Below are 22,798 nucleotides of genomic sequence, written 5' to 3'. Positions count from 1 at the left end.
AGAAGACATGACTAACTTTGAAACGATTATTGGACTTGAAGTACACGTAGAGCTGAAAACTGATTCAAAAATGTTCTCTCCTGCACCTGCTCATTTCGGTGCGGAGCCGAACACGAATACAAATGTCGTTGACCTTGGCTACCCAGGCGTACTGCCGGTTATTAACCGCCGGGCAGTAGACTGGGGTATGAAAGCTGCAATGGCCCTTAACTGTGAAATTGCAGAACATACAAAATTCGATCGTAAAAATTATTTCTATCCTGATAATCCGAAAGCGTATCAGATCTCACAATTTGATCAGCCAATCGGTGAACACGGCTGGATTGAAATTGAAGTAGATGGTTATAAGAAGAGAATCGGGATTACACGTCTTCACTTAGAAGAAGATGCCGGTAAGCTGACGCACACTGATCAGGGATATTCACTTGTAGACTACAACCGTCAGGGAACACCGCTGATTGAAATCGTATCTGAGCCTGATTTGAGAACGCCGGCTGAAGCCTATGCGTATCTTGAGAAGATCAAGTCGATCATCCAGTACACGGGCGTGTCTGACTGTAAAATGGAAGAAGGATCTCTTCGCTGTGATGCAAACATCTCACTCCGTCCAGTCGGCCGTGAAGAGTTCGGTACAAAAACTGAGCTGAAAAACCTGAACTCATTCAACTTTGTTAAAAAAGGTCTTGAGTTTGAAGAAAAACGTCAGGAAGAAGTATTACTTTCAGGCGGAGAAATTCAGCAGGAATCACGACGCTTTGATGAGTCAACAGGCAAAACACTTCTGATGCGTGTGAAAGAAGGATCTGATGACTACCGCTACTTCCCTGAGCCAGACCTTGTATCAATGGTCATTGATGAAGAGTGGAAAGAGCGCGTGCGCCAGACAATCCCTGAGCTTCCGGATGCGCGTAAAAAGCGCTATGTAGAAGACCTGGGACTGCCAGCGTATGATGCAATGGTACTGACACTTACAAAAGAAATGTCTGATTTCTTTGAGCAGACGCTTAAGCAGGGTGCAGATGCGAAACTTGCTTCTAACTGGCTGATGGGTGAAGTATCTGCCTACTTAAATGCAGAGCAAAAAGAACTGAGTGATACAGCACTGACAGCTGAAGGCCTTGCAGGCATGATTAAGCTGATTGAAGATGGCACGATTTCATCTAAAATCGCGAAAAAAGTCTTCAAGGAACTGATTGAAAAAGGCGGAGATCCAAACAAGATTGTAAAAGAAAAAGGTCTTGTACAGATTTCTGATGAAGGTCAGCTGCTTGGCTTTGTAACAGAAGCGCTTGATAACAACCCTCAGTCGATTGAGGACTTCAAGAATGGTAAAGACCGTGCGATCGGATTCCTTGTCGGTCAGATTATGAAGGCATCTAAGGGACAGGCAAATCCTCCGATGGTGAATAAGCTGCTGATGCAGGAGATTAAGAAGCGGTAAAAATGATTTTTGTTTTTGGTGGAAACGCACTTTTGTGGTGCGTTTCTTTTTTTGTGTGGCTGTAGTGGAGTGGGGTGGTCAGGGGGTTGATGGTGGTGCGCAGTCATTATTGTTTCATCTTTTCGGATATATCTATCAGCTTTCTGATTAATTCTATGAGCAATCCGGGTTATTCGTTCTGCCGTTAGTTCGTACTGGATGATTCAATCACCTTTTAAAATAATTCTATCAGCTCCCGCATTTTATCTTACACCTTTTACGCTATTCAGCCACCTTACCCGCACTCTACCACCAGGTCTGAAACCGGCACATCCCATAAGCAACTCACTCGAATAAAAAACTCTACTATGAGATGCTTGAAAATGAGGTGATTAGGATGACAAACTTGAATGAATGGTTTGATAAAGGATTAACGGCTGAGGCTTACAAGGACCAGATGGAGTCTCATAAAGAGAATATGGAATCTGTCTATGAGCAGTTCACGCTTCCGGAAGATGAGACTTTTTTCGAAAAGCTGAAGGAGCAGCAGCTTCGTGCGATTGTGATTACTGAAGACTGGTGCGGGGATGCGATGATGAATAATCCGGTCCTTCTAAAACTCGCTGAACGTTCAGGGATGGATGTAAGGTTTGTTCTGCGGGACAGCAACCTTGAACTGATGGATCAGTATTTAACGAACGGTAAATCACGAGCGATTCCGATCTTTATTTTCATTGATCAGAACGGCAAAGAATTAGCTAAATGGGGACCGAGAGCCAAAAAAGTTCAGGCATTTGTCGATGAAGCAAGATCTAGTCTCCCGGCAAAAGAAGATCCGGCCTTTAAGGGTGGTCAACAGCTGATGATTAAACAGCTGACGGCTGCTTACACTGAAAGGGAGGACTTCTGGAATGAAGTCTATCATGAACTAAAAGATCAGCTCACTATGGTAAAATCCGCTAATTAACGATATGATTAGGACAAGCCGATAGAATGGCTTGTTCTTTTTTGTTTACATAAACTTAAAAGTGATTATAATTTTATAGTATGCTTAATTTATAAAAGGCAGGCTGAATAGAATGAAACGAGCTAGAATTATTTATAATCCGACTTCAGGACGTGAGATTTTCAGAAGGCACCTGCCTGAAGTATTAATGAAACTTGAACAGGCGGGATATGAAACATCCTGTCATGCGACAACATGCGCGGGGGATGCTTCTGTTGCTGCAACGACTGCAGCTGAACGCGGCTTCGACCTGATCATTGCCTCAGGCGGGGATGGGACGTTAAATGAAGTCGTCAACGGTCTTGCAGAAAAACCGAACCGTCCGAGACTTGGATTAATTCCGACTGGGACAACGAATGATTTCGCACGCGCGCTCCATATTCCAAGAGATATTGAGGATGCGCTTGATATTATTATTAAAGGTGATACAATCCCGGTTGATGTCGGTAGAATGAATGATAAATATTTTATAAATATTGCCGGCGGCGGGCGGATCACTGAACTGACGTATGAAGTGCCAAGTAAGCTGAAAACAGTTCTTGGACAGCTTGCATATTACTTAAAAGGGATTGAAATGCTGCCTTCCTTCAAGCCGACGAATGTCCGCATTGAGTATGATGGGAAGGTGTTTGAAGGGGAAGTCATGCTGTTTTTAATCGGACTGACCAATTCAGTTGGCGGGTTTGAGAAGCTGGCACCGGACTCTTCCATTAACGATGGGCTGTTTACACTCATGTTCCTGAAAAAAACAAATATGGCGGAAACGATCCGGGTGATCTCACTGGCGCTGCGCGGTGAACATCTCCACGATCCGCACCTTGAATATGTAAAAGCAAATCATATAAAAGTGACCTCACAGGATACGGTTCAGTTGAATCTGGATGGGGAGTTTGGCGGACTGCTGCCTGCTGAATTCCAGAACCTATACAGACATCTGAATGTGTGTGCACCGCTTGATAAGCTGCGTAAAGAAGATCGGGTTGACGCAGATAAGAATGTCGTACTGAAAAACAGTCTGATTGATGAAGAAGATGAGATCAGGAGCGATCAATAGACAAGAAAAAAGGCCTCGGCATCTGCCAGGCCTTTTCTTATACTTCGTTCAGCCACTCCACTGCATTGTCCATGTCAGCTGCAAGCTTAGAAGCATCTTCAAGTGGACGCCATTCAAACTGAAATTTGAATCCGTCATCTTTACCATTACTTTCTACTGTATATTCCCACTCGTTTTCCACAGGACGCTTTAGAGCCAGGTGGAAGAAATTACGCTCATAATATCTGGAGCGGTCCTCAGAATAATACATATGCTTATGAAGCTTACCTTGAAGCTGAAGTTCGTCTCTCTTCAGGCCTGTTTCTTCCTCAATTTCACGATAAAGTGCATCAATCAGCAGTTCATCGTCTTCAACGCCGCCACCTGGTACCTGGAGGCCAGCCTGTGGACGTTCTTTTTGTGAAAAGACCAGCAGTTCAGTCTTTCCGGCATTCTCCCGCGTGATATAAGCGAGTACTTTTTGTTTTACGATAGGTGATTGTTCCATAACGCTTCCTCCTTAGTTAGAATTTTAAGAATAGTTCCTCTATTCTACACACCATTAAATAAAAAATCAAGGTTATTTAGGTAATTTTATATATACCCCTTATAGGGTATGGGTAAACATTTTTAATGATCTAGGCTCTGTTAATGGTGGCTGTTGATTTCCGCTCCAGGGGAAACGCTTTCCGCAGGGCGTGCGGTGAGCCTCCTCGCGCTTCGTGCTGCGGGGTCTCACCTGTCACGCATCTCCTGCTGGAGTCGTTCCCCTTCCGCTGCAATCACCAGCTGTGCTAATACTACGTTGGACTTTAACAGAGTTATAATCTAAAAACTTAACTAAGCTTTTTAATGAGAATCGCTGAACCTTTCCGTGGCGAACTGCGCTTTCCGCGGACGAACAAACGTGGCCGGTTGCACCGTTTTGGCTTGTAAATGTTGTATATTGCGTAGCAGCTGTAAGATACACCCGGGTTAGTCGTAATGAGACAGCCCACAGCTGCAGTGAGACGCGATTTGATTGTTGTGACACCAGAACCAGCCGTAGCTGTAGATAGCTCTTTTGCATAATAATCAAGTCATGCAGATTAAAATATGCTACAATAATGGGCAGCGATTCTAACGAAGAGGGCGATTATGAGATGACGAAAAAGCAGGCATTACCTGTTAAGAAGAATGATACGGTAACAGTGACAATAGAGGATTTAACGCATGAAGGGCACGGCGTTGGAAAGGTGGATGGATATCCGCTGTTTATTCCAATGACGCTGCCTGATGAAGAAGTGAAAGTGAAGGTATTGAAAACGACGAAAAACTTCGGTTTCGGCAAGCTTGAAGAGATGGTACAGGCAAGTGAAGACAGAACTGAACCGCCATGTCCTGTCTATGACCGCTGCGGCGGATGCCAGCTTCAGCACTTCAGTTATGAAGGCCAGCTGAAGGCGAAGCAGAAGCAGGTGCAGGATGTGCTTGAGCGGATCGGGAAGATTAAAGATGTACCCGTGCATCCGACGCTTGGGATGGAAGACCCGTGGCGTTACCGGAATAAAAGTCAGATCCCTGTCGGCAGTGAAAGTGGAAGGATCATTGCGGGATTTTATGCCACGAGAAGTCACCGGATTGTGGATACGGATGTATGTCTGATCCAGGAGGAAATCAGTGACCGCGTCATGAACATAGTGAAGCAGGAAGCTGACCGTTTTGGCATTCAGCCTTATGATGAAGAGAGACATAAGGGGGTGCTGCGCCATGTAGTAGTGCGTTATGGCCGTACGTCAGGCGAAGTAATGGTCGTGCTTGTGACGCGTACCAAGCACCTGCCGCATGCTGAAGATCTGATCGCTGTTTTACGTGAAAAAGTGCCTGGATTAAAATCGATTGTTCATAATATTAACGATCAGCGTACGAATGTCATCCTTGGCAATAAAGGACAGAGGATCTGGGGCAGTGATGTTATTTATGATTCAATTGGTGAAGTAAAGTTTGCCATCTCGGCACGAAGCTTTTACCAGATCAATCCTGTGCAAACAGAAGTGCTCTATCAAAAAGCACTTGAATACGCGCAGCTGACTGGAGAAGAATCAGTGATTGATGCATACTGCGGTATCGGTACGATCTCACTCTTTTTAGCACAAAAAGCGAAAAAGGTATTTGGCGTTGAGATCATCAGACAGGCCATTGAAGATGCAAAAGCAAATGCAGAGCTCAATGGCTTCAGTAATACTGAATTTGAAGCAGGCCCGGCTGAAGAAGTGATTCCCGCATGGCACAAAAAAGGCAATCAGGCAGACGTGATCGTAGTCGATCCGCCGAGAAAAGGCTGTGATCAGGCGCTGCTTGATACCATGCTTGCGATGAAACCGAAGCGGATTGTGTATGTATCGTGTAATCCGGCGACGCTTGCAAGAGATTTGAGAATTCTCGAAGACGGTGGGTATCAGACGCAGGAAGTGCAGCCTGTGGATATGTTCCCGCAGACGAGTCACGTGGAGTGTGTGGCGTGGCTTGAACTCGCTTAAAATCATTTATTTCAAAAGCATTCACTTAACCGGGTGGATGCTTTTATTTGTGAAATTTATTTAAACTTACATACCTGATCGTGAAGGACCATAAATTTTATGAGTAGGAAATACAGTATATTTCAGGAGGGCGATCTGTTGAAAAAGCTGAATCCGGAAAAGTTAACTGTTGAATTCAGCACAGGTGTAACGATGACTGAACCGATAATAGGACGCAAGTATACATTAACTCACTCCGACATCACTGCAGACCTTTTTCTCACAATTGGTCTGCAGTTTGCTTGTGAAAAGGTCAATGCTATGAGGGATGAAGTGCTTGCAGAATGGAAAATGGCTGAGGGATTTCCATTTCTATACGTATATGTTTATGTTGATGGAGCGTTTGGTCCGGCAGTTACTGCTGTGCGGGATACAATTTTCAGGAGGGAGCTGCCTTTGGCTTTAGAGGCAATCAGATATGGAGATCGAACATACTTTGCAGCGCATCCAGCGTTAGACAGTGCACCGATCTGGATTCACTTTGATTCAACAAATCCACTGTACAACAAGTTTGAGAACTGGGGCACTCCTGGTGATTATAAGTAATTTGCTTAAACTCCCTGTTCATTAAACGATTTGAACGATTTAACATAACTGTGAAGAAATCATTAAAAAGATGGCATAAATCCAGTGATTTTCCATCCTGATCGTGTGAAATTTCATAATATATAATCTTTACGATTTCATATTGTTTAAAAGTTATTCCTCGTGTTAAAGTGTCAAAATAAACTTCATATGAATTCCTTATATAACTATGGTGATATGGACCATAAGTCTCTACCTGGCAGCCTTAAACAGCCGGACTATAAGGAAAGTCATTCTATGCATGAAAAGTGTATGGGGCTTTCTTTATATTGAGAGAAAGTCACATACACTTTTTTTATTTTTCCTGAAAGTGGTCTGACATCATACGACCTTAAAGAAATATAAGAAATAATTGAAGTGAACACATTACTGGGAGGTATCTTGCTTTGAGTTTTATTTATGGTGTTTTTTCTTTAATGGGCGTTCTATTTTTGGCCTGGCTATGGAGCAGTAAGCGCTCAGCGATTAATTGGCGTACAGTCATAATAGGGATTGTGCTTGAATTTTTGCTTGTTATGTTTGTTTTGAAGGTTCCTTTTGGACAAGCCATGCTGAATAATGCGGCGCTCGGAGTTCAGAAGGTCATTGATTATAGCACGGAAGGAATCATGTTCGTCTTCGGAGGTTTTTATGAGGAAGGGACCAACATCACTTTCGTTTTTGCCATTAATGTTCTGGGTGCGATCATTTTTATTTCGGCACTCATTTCTGCTCTCTATTATTTACGCCTCATTCCCTTCTTTGTGAAATATATCGGAATTGTACTTGGCAAAATTTTAGGTACAACAAAGGTGGAATCGTTCAATGCGATCGGCAACTCCTTTTTGGGATTGGTTGAAGCTCCGCTATTGATCAAACCTTATCTGATTAAGCTGACCCGCTCAGAGGTTTTTGCTGTGATGGTTGGAGGAACAGCCTCGGCAAGTGGTGCTATACTGATCGGGTATTCCTTAATGGGAATTGATATGAAGTTACTGCTTCTTTCCGTGTTCAGTGTGCCACTCGTTTCGCTCGTCATAGCTAAAGTGATGGAGCCTGAAACAGAGGAATCACAGACAAATGGAGATATCTCGCTCGGAAAAACCACTCATACAAATGTGTTCGAAGCCATTGCAGATGGTGCGTTAAACGGAACAAAGCTCGCCATCAATATTGGGGGACTGCTGATCGCTTTTATTGGAATCCTGGCACTGATTAACGGTCTGCTTGGTCTGGTTAACACAGAACTTTCCACTATTTTTGGTTATGTTTTTTATCCCTTAGCATTGCTGATCGGTATTCCGATGGATGAGGCATTTAAAGCAGCCTCCATTATAGGTACCAAGCTTTCTGTTAATGAATTTGTCGCATTCAGTGAACTGTCAACAATTATGGATGATCTTTCACCAAAGACGGTGGCGATTTTAACCGTTGCGCTTTGCAACTTCGCCAATCTGTCATCCATTGGACAATTGATTGTCGGATTAGGTTCCCTTGAGCCCAGCCAGCAAAAGACTGTATCAAAATTAAGCTTCAAAGCAATTGTGGCAGGAACACTGGCAAGTTTTATTACAGCCATTATTGTAGGCATCTTTTTGTAAGAATCATCATGATTCTGTTGATCGAGAATTATCTTAGGAATATGACATTTAAACACGTTTATAATCGGGACGGAGTGACAGTTCGATCATAGAACTGTCACTCCGTCCCTCACTTTTACCTTATAATAAGTAAAAGGAGTGATAGAGCAATGCCCTTTACGATCATCAGGCAGGACATAACAAAATTAGAGGTGGATGCAATTGTGAATGCTGCTAACACTGCGTTGCAAATGGGCGGTGGTGTCTGCGGTGCCATTTTTAACGCGGCAGGAGTATCTGAACTTCAGGAGGCGTGTGACGGACTTTCCCCTATTCATACAGGGGAAGCGGTGATTACTCCAGGGTTTAATCTGCCGGCTAAGTTCATTATTCATACAGCTGGTCCGGTTTATCATCACGCGAACAAAGAGAAGAGCGAAAATGATCTTCGTACTTCATACATAAATTCCTTGAAGAGAGCTGTTGAAAATAAATGTGAGAGCATTGCATTCCCGTTAATTTCAAGCGGTATATTCGGTTATCCAAAAGCTGAGGCTCTGCAAGTGGCGACTGCTGCTATACAGGATTTTCTTACTGTTCATGATATAAATGTGATGCTGGTTATATTTGATCAGTCAGCATTTAAAATAAGCCAGGAACTGCTTGGATCTGTTGAAAGTTATATTGACGAGTATTATGTGGAAAAGTACGAAATAAAAAGAAGAGACTTACTACATGATGAACAGGAATTTTTATATAAGTCTCTGCAGCGTCCGAGTGATCAGGATAATGATTTCAAAGAATTACATCTGCCGATAGAAGATTTTGTCGATCATCTTGATGAACCGTTTTCGACTTCACTTATGCGGCTGATTGATCTTAAGGGAAAGACTGACGTTGAAGTATACAAACGTGCAAATCTTGATAGAAGGCTGTTTTCAAAAATCAGAACAGCTAAAGGCTATGAACCGAGCAAGCGCACAGCTGTGGCTCTCGCGATTGCATTAGAGTTGTCGGTTGAAGAAACAGCTGACCTATTAAAGCGGGCAGGGTACGCATTGTCACGCAGTCAAAAATTTGATGTGATTATCGAATATTTTATTGTGAATGGGAGATATGATATTTTCGAGATTAATGAGGTCCTTTTCAAGTACGAATTACCGTTACTGGGTAGTTGAAGTACAGATTGTGGGAATAAGCTGCAGGTATGATTCAGTCTGAAAACATCAAACTTAATTTGTCGCTTCTGAAGCGACCGTTGGATAAATTGAGCTTGTTATCCTTAAGTTACAAAACTTGAGGAGGACATCATCATGAAAACTGCCTTAACCGAATTAGTGTTCATACTGGATAAAAGCGGATCGATGAGTGGGTTGGAATCTGATACAATAGGCGGGTACAACTCAATGCTTGAAAAGCAGAAGATGATTAAAGGTGAATGCAATATCACGACTATATTATTTGATCATACGTATGAGTTGCTTCATGATCGCATGGATATAAGAGAGGTCAGCCCACTGACTGAAAAGGATTACCAGATCGGCGGATCAACGGCGCTTCTTGATGCGGTAGGAAGAACGCTGCACAAAATCATCAATGTGCAGAAGTACGCTAAAGCTGATGCCCGTGCTGAGAAGGTGATGTTTGTTATAATTACTGATGGAGAGGAGAATTCAAGCTGCGAATATTCAGCCGGAAAGATCAAAGCTCTCATCGAACAGCAAAAGACAGAGTACGGTTGGGAATTCGTTTTTCTTGGAGCAAACCTGGACGCAGTCAAAACTGCTGATAGGTATGGAATCTCATCTGACAGAGCGATAGATTATCTTGCTGATCAGAAGGGCACACAATTAAACTATAAAGTAATGGCACAGGCTGTCGCGTCATTCCGGGAAGCAGGAACGGTAGATGAGACCTGTTTTGAGGAAATCCGTAAAGATGTAAAACAGCGCAGAAAGAAAAAATCATAAGACAATTCCCCGATCTGAATTTGCAGGTGCAGGGGACTAAAGGGTTAAACAAGGAGATCTAAATGAACAATTACAAACTAACCATTCAATATGACGGAGGCCGCTATAAGGGCTGGCAACGTCTTGGTAACAGCGATAACACCATTCAGGGGAAAATTGAAAACGTGTTGACAGAGCTGGCGGGAGAAAAGATTGAAATCATTGGATCCGGCAGAACGGATGCCGGTGTACATGCGCTTGCTCAGATTGCTAACTTTAAGATGCGTAAAGATGCAACTGAAGATGAAGTGATGAAGTATTTGAACAGATATCTTCCGCATGATATTAGCGTTACCGACGTGACGCTGATGCATGACCGCTTTCATTCCCGTTATAATGCGAAAGATAAAACGTATTTGTATAAGATCTGGAACGAGCAGTATACACATCCCTTCATGCGGAAATACAGTATGCATGTTGATGAAAAGCTTGATATCGAAAAGATGAGACATGCATCTCAGCATTTTCTCGGAGAACATGATTTTACTTCTTATTCGAACGCGAAATCGAAGAAGAAGTCTATGGTTCGTGAAATATATTCGCTTGATATTACTGAAGATGCAGGATTTATTGAAATCAGCATTCGTGGTAACGGCTTCCTTTACAATATGGTTAGAAAAATTGTCGGAAGCCTGATCGAAGTCGGATTGGGAGAAATGGATGCAGCCGCAATACCCGCCATTCTCGAATCCAAAGAAAGAATACAGACGGGCCGTATGGCTGATGGAGAAGGATTGTATTTGGAGAAGGTTGGTTTTTAAGATATTTCCCCAGTGAGACACATATTGAATAGAAGCAGCATTCACTAATAGGGGTGGATGCTGTTTTTTGTATACTATAGTACTTTAGATCGTTAAATCTTTAGCAGGGTAATTGACTAAACCTTTTGAAGGAGGTATATTTTGTTAAACGAATTATTTATTATGCAAATTGTCGTATTCATAAAAAGAACAATACCTTTTGAGAGAATACACGATTCATATAATAAATACTTTCGTTATCAAGTTGGCTATGTTAGAGACCAATGTTGTTCTGGCACAGCTGGTGATTGAAGCGGAAAGCGTTCCCCCTGCAGCGAAAATCAACAGCCCTCTTAACAGAGCTATCAAGTTAAAAAAGTCAAAAGAGGTGATAGGTTGTTAAAGAATGTTATACCTGCTGTGCGTAATATGAAGGATTTTGAATACGCGTTAAGAAAAGATCATGAAACAATTATTTTACTTGAGACGCGTCTTTCACAAATTGAAAGCGTTGTCAGATATGCAAAGCAGCAAGAGAAAAAAGTGTTTATGCATGCTGACCTTATTCAGGGGTTAAAAGTGGACGAGTATGGTCTTGAATACTTAATTAATAATGTAAAAGTTGATGGGATTATTTCAACAAAGTCATCAGTTATTGCTTTTGCGAAAAAATATAATGTGATGGGCATTCAGCGTTTATTTGCACTCGATAGTCATGCGCTTGATCATAACTTAAACGCATGTAAAAAAATCCAGCCTGACTATATCGAAGTTTTACCCGGTATTATTCCGGATATTTTGAAAGAAATAAGCGACGAAACTGGGATTCCATTAATCGCAGGTGGTCTTATTCGTACAAAAGAAGATGTTGAGAATTCGTTAAATAACGGGGCTACAGCTGTTACAACTTCAGACAGGAGTCTGTGGTAGCAGGGAGTTTGACATTGATTTATTAGAAATTAATTTTACAATTATTATAGAAAAATAACTAAATGAGATTGACAACGCTTTCATTAATTTATATACTTTCATAAAGTTAATATTTTGTGACGAGATGAGGAGACACATTATTTTGCCTAAACATTTGTTTCGGGCGATTTAATGTGTCTTTTTTATTCTCTAAATGTCAGAGAAGCTTCATGGGGGTGAGTTCTTATACATATTTTAATTAAACGGAAGTAATTGAATGCTGGGGGATTAGAGTTGGGTTTACATTTTTTAATAACATAAAGGGGATGGGATGATGAGAAAGAAGCCTATTATATTTTTAGTGCTTTCATTATTATTGATTTTTGCCGGCAGTTTTGTCGCGTCGTTATTTAACAGTTCGCACGGAGATGTTGATGTTTCAAGAATTTATTTTGAGACCCCAAGAGGTGAATTGTCAGGACTTCTCTATAAACCTGATGATGCTGATCAGGAAGCGAAGCCAACCATCATCGCCACACATGGATATCTTAACTCAGCCGAAATGCAGGATGCCCAGGCGATTGAGATGTCAAAAAGAGGATATGTTGTGCTGGCGTTGGATCAATATGACCATGGCCATTCAACAAATACAACAGAAAAGCCGGTTCCTTTCTTTTCGTTCTGGCCGCACGCTATATATGATGCTGTTCAGTATATGTATGATCAGGAATATGTGTTAAAAGATGAGGAAGGTAATGGTGTCATCGCAGTATCGGGTCATTCAATGGGCGGTTTCTCTTCTACCCATGCGGTGATGCTCGATGAAGTAGATTTTCAGGAAAGCGGTATCAGAAAAATCTTTGCATCCCTCACGATGGGATCAGATTATCAATGGATTAAGACACTTGGATTTACAGATGAAGAAATCAATGGATCTTATGGACCGAGATTTTCAGGTAAAATTGCAGGTCAGTACGATGAATTTTTCTTTGATGCTGCAGCAACAGGCGCTGGTCAGTCAGTTGTAAAGAAAAACTATGTTGCTACAGAAGAAGGAATGGGCTTTTTAGGTAACCCTGAAACGGCCTCAGCAGGTACTGTCTATGATGTCGATGGCGGAAAACGAATTATCTATCAGCCGAATGAAACTCATCCATGGAATCATTTTTCTGAGACTTCTACAGCTCATGCGATTGATTTCTATGATATGACATTTGCCGATTATGATGCACTCGTATCAGTCGGGCAGGATGGTCAGACATGGGTATGGAAAGAATGGTTTTCATTTGTAGCTTTAATTGGTTTCTTTTTATTCTTTATTCCGTTCATCAATTTATTAGGAAAATTACCGTTCTTGAAGAACATTTATACAAGCAAACCGGCATCACTTCCTGAACCAAAAACAAATGGCGGGAAGCTTGCAGGACTATTACTGATTGTTTTTGGTGCATTGTTCCCAGCTATATTCTTCTCTGCTTACTACGGTGGAGACTTTTATGGCATGCGCCTGTTAAGACAGGTCAGCATGATCTTTATTGCATTAGCAGCGATCGTTCTGATTGTTTCCATTGTGAAAAATGCAGAAAGAACCATCAAATCATGTTCGTTCATTGTATTGGTGTTAAGTGTCATTCAGTATTTCTTCTTGAGAAATCAGGCTGATTTAATTGCGACAACAGAATTCTTTGGTGCCCCGACCGTTAACCCGGTTCTATACTGGGCACTTAACGTGGCGATCGTCACGCTTATTATCATGGTTTGTTATCATTTCGTTTCGAAAAAGCCTGATGGGGCAACAGTTCAGAATTACGGTTTAAAAACAGGTTTTAAGACGATTGTTGCTTCATTATCGGTTGCGATTTTAGCAGTGGTGGCTGGATATGGGCTTCTCTTCATTGTTGATAGCCTATTTAAAACTGATTTCAGATTATGGACATTTGCGGTTAAAACATTTGAAGCACAGCATCTAATCGCTTTACTTAAATATGCACCACTGTTCTTCATCTATTATTTTGTAGTAGGTCTTTCGGTGAACATGAATACAGCTACTGTAAAATACGATGGCTATAAAGGTTATGTCATATCAATATTTCACTTTGTGGGTGGTCTCGCTCTGTACCTCGTTTATCATTACGGTCTGTTATTCTTAACTGGAACAGCAGGATACCCGAGTCAGTCACTATCTTCAATTATTGTCATTGGTCTAGTGCCGGTGTTAGCAATTGCAGCTGTATTTAATCGTTATTTGTATAGAAAAACAGGTAATGTTTATGTAGCAGCATTTCTTAACACGCTATTAATGACCATGATCACGATTGCAAACACTGCGCTATATACAATCATCTAAAATGTTAGATACAGAAAAAAAGTGAAAAACCTTTAATTAAAAGTATTCTGTAGAGTAGACGGTTTTACTGGTCTACACTGCAGAATACTTTTTTATTTTGGGCTTTGTTAAAGCCCAATGTTGTTTTGGCACAGCTGGTGATTGGAGCGGAAGGGGGACGACTCCAACAGGAGAAGCGTGACAGGTGAGACCCCGCAGAAGCGTAGCTTCGAGGAGGCTCACCGCACGCCCTGCGGAAAGGGTTCCCCCTGAAGCGGAAATCAACAGCCACTATTAACAGAGCTTTATTTTTTAAAGACGAGTATGAATTTAATTAGTTATATACTCCCAATAAATGAATATTGTATAAATTTTTATTGATTATCAATAAAAATTTATTTATAATCATAATTAATTCATTCCAAATTGAAAGGTGAGAATTCATGAGTCAATTAGCAGACATTTCACATATAGCAATTATTATGGATGGTAACGGGCGCTGGGCAGAGAGAAGGGGGCTGTCACGGACGGATGGTCATGTTGAAGGCGTGTCGACTGTAGTGAAAATCGTGAAAAGAGCGGCTGAAAGAGACGTGAAGTTTCTGACGCTTTATACTTTCTCCAGCGAAAACTGGAAAAGGCCTCAGAAAGAAGTTGAGTTTATTCTACAGCTGCCTAAGAAGTTTTTGTTTCAATATCTTCCGGAATTAATGAAGAACAACGTAAAAATAAATATACTTGGAGACATCCGGCAGCTTCCTTACAGTACGCGTGAAGCCCTTAAGCATGCTGTGAGGAAGACTGCTAAGAATGATGGCCTGCAGTTGAATTTTGCGCTGAATTATGGTGGAAGGCAGGAGCTCCTTAAAGCGTTTGAGGAGATGAAAGCTGCTGGAGATGACGTAACTGAAGATCATCTTGAGAAGTACCTTTACACAGCAGGTATGCCGGATCCGGATCTGCTGATCAGAACTGGTGGGGAGAAGAGATTGAGTAATTTCCTTCTGTGGCAGATGGCATATACAGAGTTTTGTTTTTCAGATTCACTCTGGCCTGACTTTTCAGTAGAAGAGTTTGATGCTGCGATAGATGAGTTTGCCGTGCGTCACAGACGCTTTGGCGGGTTGTAAGGGTAACGCTAAGGCCTGGTAATCAGGCCTTTCGTTTTTTAATCATCGTTCCCCCTTTTTCAAAATAAATACCAGATTCCTGCTCATGTCTTCAGCGGAATCCCTGAAACCTCTTCTGTACCACTCGATGATCAGACCAATGATTGCATTGGAAGTATAGGAGAAAAAGAAGTCACGCGGTCCATCAATTTTTTCGCTGTGGGGGTCTTTTTCGAGCACTTCTTTCACCGCGTCAAAAAACATATAATAGTAAGAGATCGACACTTTTTCTGAGAAAATTACACTGTAGAAGTCCTCGTACTTTTTTATATGATGAAAAATTCGTACTGTGTCCGGATCAAGATTTTTTACATCTAAAAATACATTGTGCCGGTAGGGTTCTTCGTATGAATCCTTCAGGTCCTCCATGATCTCTTCAAAGAACTCCATGAATACATCTCCAACTTCCTGATAATGAAAATAAAATGTCCCCCGGTTAATATTAGCTGTCTTACAGAGTTCAGTAATTTTAATCCGGCTAAGCGGCTTTTCTTTTAGACATTCAGTCAGTGCATAGTGAATCCGTTCTTTTGTTTTTACCACACGCAGGTCGTGCTTAGACAAAAAATCATCCCCTTATCATACACATTTAAATCGTATGTACATTATTATACAACTCTTCATTTTTTGCTGATTGTATCTGATTCTACCTCTATCATAAAATGTTATTGAACATGTGTACATTAAAATTCAGAAAGGGGTATAGTGATGCGTCTGAAAGATAAAGTAGCGATTGTAACAGGAGCAGCTTCAGGTATGGGAAAAGCGATTGCGGAATTGTATGCAAAAGAAGGGGCAAAAGTGGTTGTATCTGACTTTAACGAAGAAGGTGCAAAGGCGGTAGCTGACTCGATTAAACAGCAGGGAGGGACTGCAATTGCAAACCGTACGAATGTAGCTGAACTGAATGAATTAGAGCATCTATTTCAAGAAACAAAAAGTGCATTTGGAAGACTTGATATTTTAGTTAACAATGCAGGAATTATGGACGGAATGGAGCCTGTTGGTGAGATCTCTGATGAAAAGTGGGATCGCGTATTTGCTGTTAATACAACTGGTGTGATGCGTGCGATGAGAATTGCGGTTAATCTTTTTCAGGAGCAGGGCAATGGTGTAATCGTCAACAATATTTCTGCAGGAGGTCTGAGAGGTGCGCGTGCAGGAGCTGCTTATACTGCTTCAAAGCATGCAGTAACGGGGCTGACTAAAAATACTGCTTATATGTATGCACAATCAGGCATCCGGTGCAATGGGATTGCGCCTGGTGGAGTAGAGACAAATATCGGTTCCACGATGACCAATATTTCAGAGTTCGGGATGGGCCGTCAAATGACTGGCAGCAATACAATGCCAAGAGTGGGACAGCCTGATGAGATTGCCCAGCTTGCATTATTCCTAGGATCGGATGAATCAAGCTTTGTAAATGGACAGGTCATCGCTGCGGATGCCGGCTGGATTGCGTATTAATCACAAAATATGAGGCAAAGACTAAGACATAACAACTGTTTTAGTCTTTTTTAAATTGATTCGATAAAGTTACATATTGTGTAGCCAGGATAATGATTGGAAAGGAAATCAACAGTAAAATTTAATAAAGATATCCGTTAAAGAATTATCAAAAAGTTCTCAATTGAGAAAATATTCCGTTGACAAAGGTGAAAAAAGTAGGATAATAGAATGAAAAAGAGATACAAAGGGGTCTATTATTCACTACTTTTATAGAGGCGGGAGAGGGATATGGATTATCTGGTGCAGTTTCAGTTAAATGTTTTTGCCTTAGCCGCGCTGGTCATTCTCTATGCAATTGTGAAAATGAGGTCGAAAATTGAGACTTTCAGTAAAAAAATGCTTAAAGCATTGATGCTTACGAGTGGAATTGCAATGATTTTAGAGCCGCTGACGTGGATTTTTGATGGCATGCTTTTTCCAGGAGCATACTTTCTGGAATACAGCACGAACTTTTTTCTGTTTCTCGTTGGACCAGTCCTTGGAGGGTTAATGCTGTCTTACGTGGATTATCATATTTTTAAAGATCCTAAACGTATTTATAAAAAAGGCTTTTATCAGCACTTAAGTATCCTGACATTTGCTGTATTAATTGTAAATCTTGCTTACCCCGTTTATTTTCATGTAGATCCACTTTCAAACAAATATAGCAGTGGTGATTTTAAGGACATTCATTATGTCGTATTAGCTTCACTTTATGTATACATGATTTTCTTTTTACTTAAGAACCGCAAACATACACACACATATATTATCAATATATTTATGGGATTTTTTACACTGCCGATTGTAGGAATGATCATACAAATGTTCGATTCCAAGCTTTATTTTTCCTGGACTTCAGGTGTGCTGGCTATTTTAGTCGCTTATATCTTCTTAGAATCAACGACCGCTGAGGAAGATTTCCTTACAAAACTCTATAATCGTCACAGTTATGAAGTGTATCAGAAACATTTGATTGAAGCTGGAAAACCTTTTGGTATTATGCTGATTGACCTGAACTATTTTAAGGAGATCAATGATCAATATGGCCATCAGCGTGGTGATCAGGTGTTAATTGGATTTTCCCAGACGCTTAAGAGGAGTTTTGATCAAAAAGGACTGATTGCAAGACTTGGCGGTGATGAATTCATCATTGTTTTTGAAGGAAATCATAAAAATCCGGATGAAATTGCCGGAAAGATTGACCAGTTGTTAAGCAAGCATGAAGATCCACTGATCAAGGAGCTGAGTTTCAGCTATGGCTGTGAATTTTATCATCACCATCAGTCAGTGGATAAAATGTATACCACAGCTGATGAAAAGATGTATCAGTATAAACGAGCGAGTAAATCTATGCATGAACAGAGTGAGATGATTTAAAAAGAGAGGTCCCGTCACCGGAGGCCTCTTCTTTGTTGCTCATATTATCTGACTGCAGAAAATCCATCCAACAGCTCAGCAAGATTCTTTTCATAATCAGCAGCCTTTTTGACATTTTTAATCACAAGTCTGCTATTAGGAAATGTCGGCATTCTTTCCAAACTGAATGACAGATCCTGTTCAGGTACATCATAAGTCAGGTTCTTAGCAAAGAATTCAAAAAATGAGCTCATCACAATCACTGTCAGCCACTCACCTGCGCAGCGGTGTCCTGTATGATGATCTCCTCCGCCCTGTGGGATAAATGAAAACGGGCTGCCTTTCCAGCCGTCGAACCTTTCAGGGATAAATGAATCAGCGTCATCCCATGAATCAGGATGACGATTCGTACCGAAAATATCGAGTACAACCAGCGTATCTTTCTTAAATTTATATCCTTTGAACGTAAAGTTTTTCTTCACTTTCGCAACCATTGCAGGTACAAAAGGATAATACCGGCGGGTCTCCTGTGCAAACATATGGCTGTATTTCGGATTTTGTTTAAGTTTCTCTACAGTCTCCGGATGCTCATGCATCGCCAGCACACCGAATGTCAGGAAGTAAGCAGTCGCAAGAAGTGGTCTGAATGAATTGCTTAATTCAACAGCTGCAATCTCCTTATCAAATCTTTTCCCGTTATTCTCACGGTGATGGGACATAATATAAGCTGCCGTATTAGGCTTCGGGCTCATCTTTCCTTTCCTTACACCTTTAACAATATCCTGAAGCCAGGCTTCATGACTGTTTCTCGCTATCTTCCCATCTTTAAATCTCGAGAGCGATCCACCGAATGAATCAATCATATCGATCATTTCACGGGTGCGCTGCTTCACTTCCTCTTCTTCAAGCGGAACGCCTGCCCACTCGCATCCTGCTCTGGCTAAGATCTCCTGCATCTCATCAAAGATGACCACTTCATCAGCATGTTCCCACTTACTTACTTTTTCATCCAAATGTTTAATTGCCATACGTTTCAGGTCTTCAACCCTGTCCGGTGTGAACATAGAGAGGAAAGTGCGCTTTCTGTTCAGATGCGCTTCACCGTCCATTCCATGAAGGCTGCCTTCTCCAAACAGTGACATTTTAAATGGCTTTGGCATGGCACCTTCACGTTTGAACTTTTCAGTATCATAAAAAATCTCTGATGCTTCTTCTCCTGCTATACAGACTGCTTTTTTGCCAAGCAGCCTCGTTTCAAAAATATCTGAACCAAGTTCCTGCCGCTGATTCGGTAAAAATTGAAAGCCTTCTTTTATTAGAGTGAGAGAGTTATCTATTCCCTTTGCGCGCGGTACAGGCTTTTTCACATCCATTTTTAGCAGCTCCTTTATATGTATCATGTTAATAACAAAATACCCTGACCCCATGCTGATAAACGCAATCAAAAAGGGGACTTAATTAAATGAATCCATCATGAACGCTGTCTGGTAGTATAGACATAGAGATTAATTGAAAGAAGGTGATCATTGATGTCATCCATACTGACTAGATTATATGAAGGCTTCATGATCATACTCGTAATTTTTACAATTACAACATTATGGAGTGACCAGCCATACAGTTCCATCACAAACTGGATTGTCTGGCTGATCTTTTTTATCGATTTTGCTGTCAGATTATATAGGGCGGATTCCAAATGGGGATTTTTTAAAAAGCATCCATTTTTGACGATTGCCATTATTCCGTTTGATCAGTTTTTTCAGGCTGCCCGTATTGTAAGAATCATCTACCTGTTCCGTACGAAAACCATTACAAAACACTACGTCCAGCCATTTATTGATAAGCTCACGAATGCGTCAAAAGCAATCATTCTGCTGAGCATCCTGGGATTATTCTTCCTGGAGTCTCTTGTGATATGGCAGCTGCCGAATGTCATAACAACTTATACTGAAGCCCTTACTTTTATCTTCAGCCAGCTCTTGTTTTTTGGGCGGAGGATCTATGAGATTGAATCAACATTGATGCATACATTCGTCATTGTGAACTCGATCATAGGTGTGATCCTTCACGGCATCGCACTGCAGTGGATATTCAGCAGATTTGAAGATTCATTTAGTTCTTTTAAAAAGTTTGTGAAGAGCAAGGTCTCTTCTTCATGACGTTTAGATTTTGTTCAGTTGGGAAAAAGCGGGATATGACTTGATATTCAGGAGGAACCCGATATGACAAAGACAATCTTTATTACTGGAGCAGGAACAGGACTTGGCCGCGGGGCGGCACTTGGGCTTGCGAAAAAAGGACATCGCGTAATTGCAACAACGGAGCTGACAGCGCAGAAAACGGATCTTTTAAGAGAAACGGATGAACAGGGGCTTGATATGGAAATCTTCAAGCTTGATATTACAAACCAGCGTGACCTTGCTGAAATTGCAAAACATGACTTTGATATTTTCGTTGCCAATGCTGCAATCAATGAAGGTGGGCAGCTTGGTGAAGTGCCGATGGACAGATTTCGTGCATTATTTGAGGTGAACGTATTTGCTACACTGGAATCAGCGCAGCTTGCCGCGCAAAAGCTTGTGAAAAAAGGAAGCGGTAAGATTATTTTCATGAGCTCAATGGCCGGTATTTCAGCCACACCATATGTTGGACCTTACACAGCAACAAAACATGCACTTGAAGGCATTGCACAAACAATGAAAGCTGAACTTGAAGAGTTCGGTGTACAGGTAGCAACCATTAACCCTGGACCATTCGCAACCGGATTCAACAAACGGAGTGCTGAAGAAAAGTGGAAGTGGTATAACGAGAACCAGCACTTTACACGAAAAGAAGATATGATCGAACAGGAAGAAGGCTTACAGGAGTTTGACCCTGAGGACATGATTCAAAAGATGATCGAAATCATTCCAGCGGATCATCACAAATTCCGTACAGTCTATCCACAGGAAACAGAAGACCAGCTGAAAGAGACACAGAAAGAACGATGGGACATGGAGATTTAAATGAAAGCAGCTGACGCGTCAGCTGCTTTTTCTGTGCGAAAAATCACAAAGTCAGGTACACTTATCGTATAAAACATTAAAAAGGTTGGATGAAACATGGAAAAGAGCATTATATTTTTTGATATAGACGGTACGCTGCTGAATCACGATAAAAAGCTGCCTGCCTCAACAAAGGAAGCAATTTTCAGGCTGCAAAAGCTTGGCCATGAAGTTGCCATTGCAACAGGCCGCGCACCGTTCATGTATGAAAATCTCAGAAAAGAGCTTGGGATCCGCTCATTTATCAGCTACAACGGCCAATATGTCGTGCTGAATGATGAAGTGATCTACACAAATCCTCTTAACGCGGAAGCACTGGAGAAACTGACTGCTGTCGCTGTTGAAAATGAGCACCCGGTCGTGTATATGGACCATGAAGACATGAAAGCAAATGTACGTCAGCACGCTTATATTGAAGAGAGTATTGGAACGCTGAAGATCGGTATGGAACCAACACATGACCCTGACTACCATGTAGACCGCCCATTGTATCAATCTTTATTATTCTGTGAAAGAGGAGAAGAGGAGCAGTACAGAGAAACATTTACTGACTTTGATTTCATCAGATGGCATCCTTATTCTGTGGATATTCTGCCAAAAGGCGGTTCCAAAGCACAGGGTATTGCTAAAATGGTTGAAAAACTCGGCTACCCGGCTGAGCGCCAGTTTGCATTTGGTGATGGACTGAATGATATAGAAATGCTTACAGCTGTGGAAAACAGTTTTGCAATGGGAAATGCACTTGATAAAGTAAAAGCTTCTGCAAAATTTGTAACCAAATCCGTTGAGGATGACGGGATTTTGCACGGACTGAAGATGGCAGGACTGTTAGACTGAACAAAATCCCTCTGGCGTGTTTTTGCGTCAGAGGGATTTTTTAAAGAGGGGGAAAACCAGAAGTAAAAAGTAGTTCATTTACACAATCTCCTGAACGGACTACAAAATTTTCGTAACATGACGTCATATTTCATGAAAGCCAGAAGGTATTTCATGAACACCACGTGTAATCTCCTGAACCACATCCGATATTTCATGAACCATTCTACCGCCGATGCTCAGTCAATCAACCCTTGGACCAATAAACCTTCACCGAGTCATTGAACTTCTTCAAAAGTACACCAAACTGAGCGCGTTCCTCTTCAGTCCAGTCGCTCAGCAGTTCATCGACTTTCTCTCTTCTGATCTGCTGGTATTCAGTCATTTCGCGCCTGCCTTCTTCAGTAATTTCATATAGATATGAACGTTTATCCTGAGGCAGCGGCACTTTTTTAATATAGCCTTTTTGGTCGAGAGATGCTGCCTGTCTGCTGACTGTTGAAATATCTAGCTGTAGTTCTTCTGCAAGGCCTTTAACACCGGCCGGTCCATGTGTTGATATTTGAAATAGAAGCAGATAGGCAGCTCTGACCAGATTTTCTTCACGCTTGTTTCTGGCTACAGAAGCAATGCGTCTTGATAAGACCGCCATTTCAAGTTCTATTTGTGATAATGATTCTTCGCTCATATAAATACCGCCTTTTTATCTTTTTGGTTATGTTAAAGGCCTATGTTGTATTGGCACAGCTGGTGATTTCAGCAGAAGGGGGGACGACT

Annotated in this window: 21 protein-coding genes and 1 riboswitch; of the genes, 17 read left to right on the top strand and 4 right to left on the bottom strand. The window is 41.4% G+C overall.

Translation table 11 applies throughout. The features are described from left to right. Nucleotides 1–7 precede the first annotated feature (7 nt). The 3 genes from gatB to JOD21_RS15085 all read left to right on the top strand — a co-directional run bounded on the left by gatB (nucleotide 8) and on the right by JOD21_RS15085 (nucleotide 3,480). Complete coding sequence (gatB, locus tag JOD21_RS15095; protein ID WP_204730422.1) at nucleotides 8–1,441, top strand: Asp-tRNA(Asn)/Glu-tRNA(Gln) amidotransferase subunit GatB; 1,434 nt, start codon at nucleotides 8–10, stop codon at nucleotides 1,439–1,441. Nucleotides 1,442–1,817: 376 nt separating this feature from the next. Beyond that, nucleotides 1,818–2,387, top strand: a complete 570-nt coding sequence (locus tag JOD21_RS15090) for a thioredoxin family protein (RefSeq protein ID WP_204730421.1) — start codon at nucleotides 1,818–1,820, stop codon at nucleotides 2,385–2,387. 112 nt (nucleotides 2,388–2,499) lie between these two features. After that, nucleotides 2,500–3,480, top strand: coding sequence for a diacylglycerol kinase (locus JOD21_RS15085; RefSeq protein ID WP_204730420.1), 981 nt, complete (start codon nucleotides 2,500–2,502; stop codon nucleotides 3,478–3,480). A gap of 37 nt (nucleotides 3,481–3,517) precedes the next feature. Here the strand turns inward: JOD21_RS15085 and JOD21_RS15080 are convergent, their stop codons facing one another. Then, nucleotides 3,518–3,967: an NUDIX hydrolase gene (locus JOD21_RS15080; protein WP_204730419.1), complete on the bottom strand. Its 450-nt coding sequence runs from the start codon at nucleotides 3,965–3,967 to the stop codon at nucleotides 3,518–3,520. A 634-nt stretch (nucleotides 3,968–4,601) separates the two neighbouring features. Between JOD21_RS15080 and rlmD the strand changes: the two genes are divergently transcribed. The 9 genes from rlmD (at nucleotide 4,602) to JOD21_RS15035 (ending at nucleotide 15,275) form a co-directional block, all read left to right on the top strand. After that, nucleotides 4,602–5,978, top strand: coding sequence for a 23S rRNA (uracil(1939)-C(5))-methyltransferase RlmD (rlmD, locus tag JOD21_RS15075; RefSeq protein ID WP_204730418.1), 1,377 nt, complete (start codon nucleotides 4,602–4,604; stop codon nucleotides 5,976–5,978). A gap of 138 nt (nucleotides 5,979–6,116) precedes the next feature. Then, the gene (locus tag JOD21_RS15070; protein ID WP_204730417.1) at nucleotides 6,117–6,563 is read left to right on the top strand and encodes a staygreen family protein; all 447 of its coding nucleotides are present in this window, start codon (nucleotides 6,117–6,119) and stop codon (nucleotides 6,561–6,563) included. Between the two features lie 178 nt (nucleotides 6,564–6,741). Continuing rightward, a riboswitch (purine riboswitch) is annotated at nucleotides 6,742–6,843 on the top strand. Between the two features lie 145 nt (nucleotides 6,844–6,988). Beyond that, nucleotides 6,989–8,182 carry a NupC/NupG family nucleoside CNT transporter gene (locus JOD21_RS15065; RefSeq protein ID WP_204730416.1) on the top strand — a complete coding sequence of 398 codons (1,194 nt, stop codon included), beginning with the start codon at nucleotides 6,989–6,991 and terminating at the stop codon, nucleotides 8,180–8,182. A gap of 149 nt (nucleotides 8,183–8,331) precedes the next feature. Beyond that, on the top strand, nucleotides 8,332–9,339 hold the full coding sequence (locus JOD21_RS15060) for a macro domain-containing protein (RefSeq protein ID WP_204730415.1): 1,008 nt from the start codon (nucleotides 8,332–8,334) through the stop codon (nucleotides 9,337–9,339). 135 nt (nucleotides 9,340–9,474) lie between these two features. Then, nucleotides 9,475–10,131 carry a vWA domain-containing protein gene (locus JOD21_RS15055; RefSeq protein WP_204730414.1) on the top strand — a complete coding sequence of 219 codons (657 nt, stop codon included), beginning with the start codon at nucleotides 9,475–9,477 and terminating at the stop codon, nucleotides 10,129–10,131. A gap of 62 nt (nucleotides 10,132–10,193) precedes the next feature. Next, on the top strand, nucleotides 10,194–10,931 hold the full coding sequence (gene truA, locus JOD21_RS15050) for a tRNA pseudouridine(38-40) synthase TruA (RefSeq protein ID WP_204730413.1): 738 nt from the start codon (nucleotides 10,194–10,196) through the stop codon (nucleotides 10,929–10,931). A 375-nt stretch (nucleotides 10,932–11,306) separates the two neighbouring features. Continuing rightward, nucleotides 11,307–11,840 (top strand): glycerol-3-phosphate responsive antiterminator, encoded by a 534-nt coding sequence (locus tag JOD21_RS15045; protein ID WP_204730412.1) that lies wholly within the window; start codon nucleotides 11,307–11,309, stop codon nucleotides 11,838–11,840. 313 nt (nucleotides 11,841–12,153) lie between these two features. Next, a complete protein-coding gene (locus tag JOD21_RS15040; RefSeq protein WP_239581627.1) occupies nucleotides 12,154–14,166 on the top strand; it encodes an alpha/beta fold hydrolase in 2,013 nt (670 codons plus the stop codon). 422 nt (nucleotides 14,167–14,588) lie between these two features. Then, nucleotides 14,589–15,275 (top strand): isoprenyl transferase, encoded by a 687-nt coding sequence (locus tag JOD21_RS15035; RefSeq protein ID WP_204730410.1) that lies wholly within the window; start codon nucleotides 14,589–14,591, stop codon nucleotides 15,273–15,275. Nucleotides 15,276–15,317: 42 nt separating this feature from the next. On the opposite strand, the gene JOD21_RS15030 is transcribed toward JOD21_RS15035, so the two are convergent. Next, the gene (locus JOD21_RS15030; protein ID WP_204730409.1) at nucleotides 15,318–15,878 is read right to left on the bottom strand and encodes a TetR/AcrR family transcriptional regulator; all 561 of its coding nucleotides are present in this window, start codon (nucleotides 15,876–15,878) and stop codon (nucleotides 15,318–15,320) included. Nucleotides 15,879–16,022: 144 nt separating this feature from the next. Here JOD21_RS15030 and JOD21_RS15025 point away from each other — a divergent pair, with 144 nt between their 5' ends. After that, a complete protein-coding gene (locus tag JOD21_RS15025) occupies nucleotides 16,023–16,781 on the top strand; it encodes an SDR family oxidoreductase (protein WP_204730408.1) in 759 nt (252 codons plus the stop codon). A gap of 270 nt (nucleotides 16,782–17,051) precedes the next feature. Next, nucleotides 17,052–18,182, top strand: a complete 1,131-nt coding sequence (locus JOD21_RS15020; RefSeq protein WP_204730407.1) for a GGDEF domain-containing protein — start codon at nucleotides 17,052–17,054, stop codon at nucleotides 18,180–18,182. Nucleotides 18,183–18,226: 44 nt separating this feature from the next. Here JOD21_RS15020 and JOD21_RS15015 read toward each other — a convergent pair whose 3' ends face one another. Next, entirely contained in the window at nucleotides 18,227–19,534 is a 1,308-nt protein-coding gene (locus JOD21_RS15015) for a cytochrome P450 (protein ID WP_204730406.1), read from the bottom strand. A gap of 156 nt (nucleotides 19,535–19,690) precedes the next feature. On the opposite strand from JOD21_RS15015, the gene JOD21_RS15010 reads away from it, so the two are divergent. The 3 genes from JOD21_RS15010 to JOD21_RS15000 all read left to right on the top strand — a co-directional run bounded on the left by JOD21_RS15010 (nucleotide 19,691) and on the right by JOD21_RS15000 (nucleotide 22,042). After that, nucleotides 19,691–20,320: a transporter gene (locus tag JOD21_RS15010; protein ID WP_204730405.1), complete on the top strand. Its 630-nt coding sequence runs from the start codon at nucleotides 19,691–19,693 to the stop codon at nucleotides 20,318–20,320. Between the two features lie 63 nt (nucleotides 20,321–20,383). After that, nucleotides 20,384–21,166 carry an SDR family oxidoreductase gene (locus tag JOD21_RS15005; protein WP_204730404.1) on the top strand — a complete coding sequence of 261 codons (783 nt, stop codon included), beginning with the start codon at nucleotides 20,384–20,386 and terminating at the stop codon, nucleotides 21,164–21,166. Between the two features lie 96 nt (nucleotides 21,167–21,262). Beyond that, nucleotides 21,263–22,042 carry a Cof-type HAD-IIB family hydrolase gene (locus JOD21_RS15000; RefSeq protein WP_204730403.1) on the top strand — a complete coding sequence of 260 codons (780 nt, stop codon included), beginning with the start codon at nucleotides 21,263–21,265 and terminating at the stop codon, nucleotides 22,040–22,042. 226 nt (nucleotides 22,043–22,268) lie between these two features. Here the strand turns inward: JOD21_RS15000 and JOD21_RS14995 are convergent, their stop codons facing one another. After that, nucleotides 22,269–22,709: a MarR family winged helix-turn-helix transcriptional regulator gene (locus JOD21_RS14995; protein ID WP_204730402.1), complete on the bottom strand. Its 441-nt coding sequence runs from the start codon at nucleotides 22,707–22,709 to the stop codon at nucleotides 22,269–22,271. Nucleotides 22,710–22,798: the final 89 nt, after the last annotated feature.

Origin of the sequence: Jeotgalibacillus terrae, assembly GCF_016908195.1 — a bacterium.
Taxonomy (GTDB): domain Bacteria; phylum Bacillota; class Bacilli; order Bacillales; family Jeotgalibacillaceae; genus Jeotgalibacillus; species Jeotgalibacillus terrae.
The sequence above is the reverse complement of the archived record's forward strand: the minus strand, read 5'-3'. Positions and strand labels throughout refer to the sequence as shown.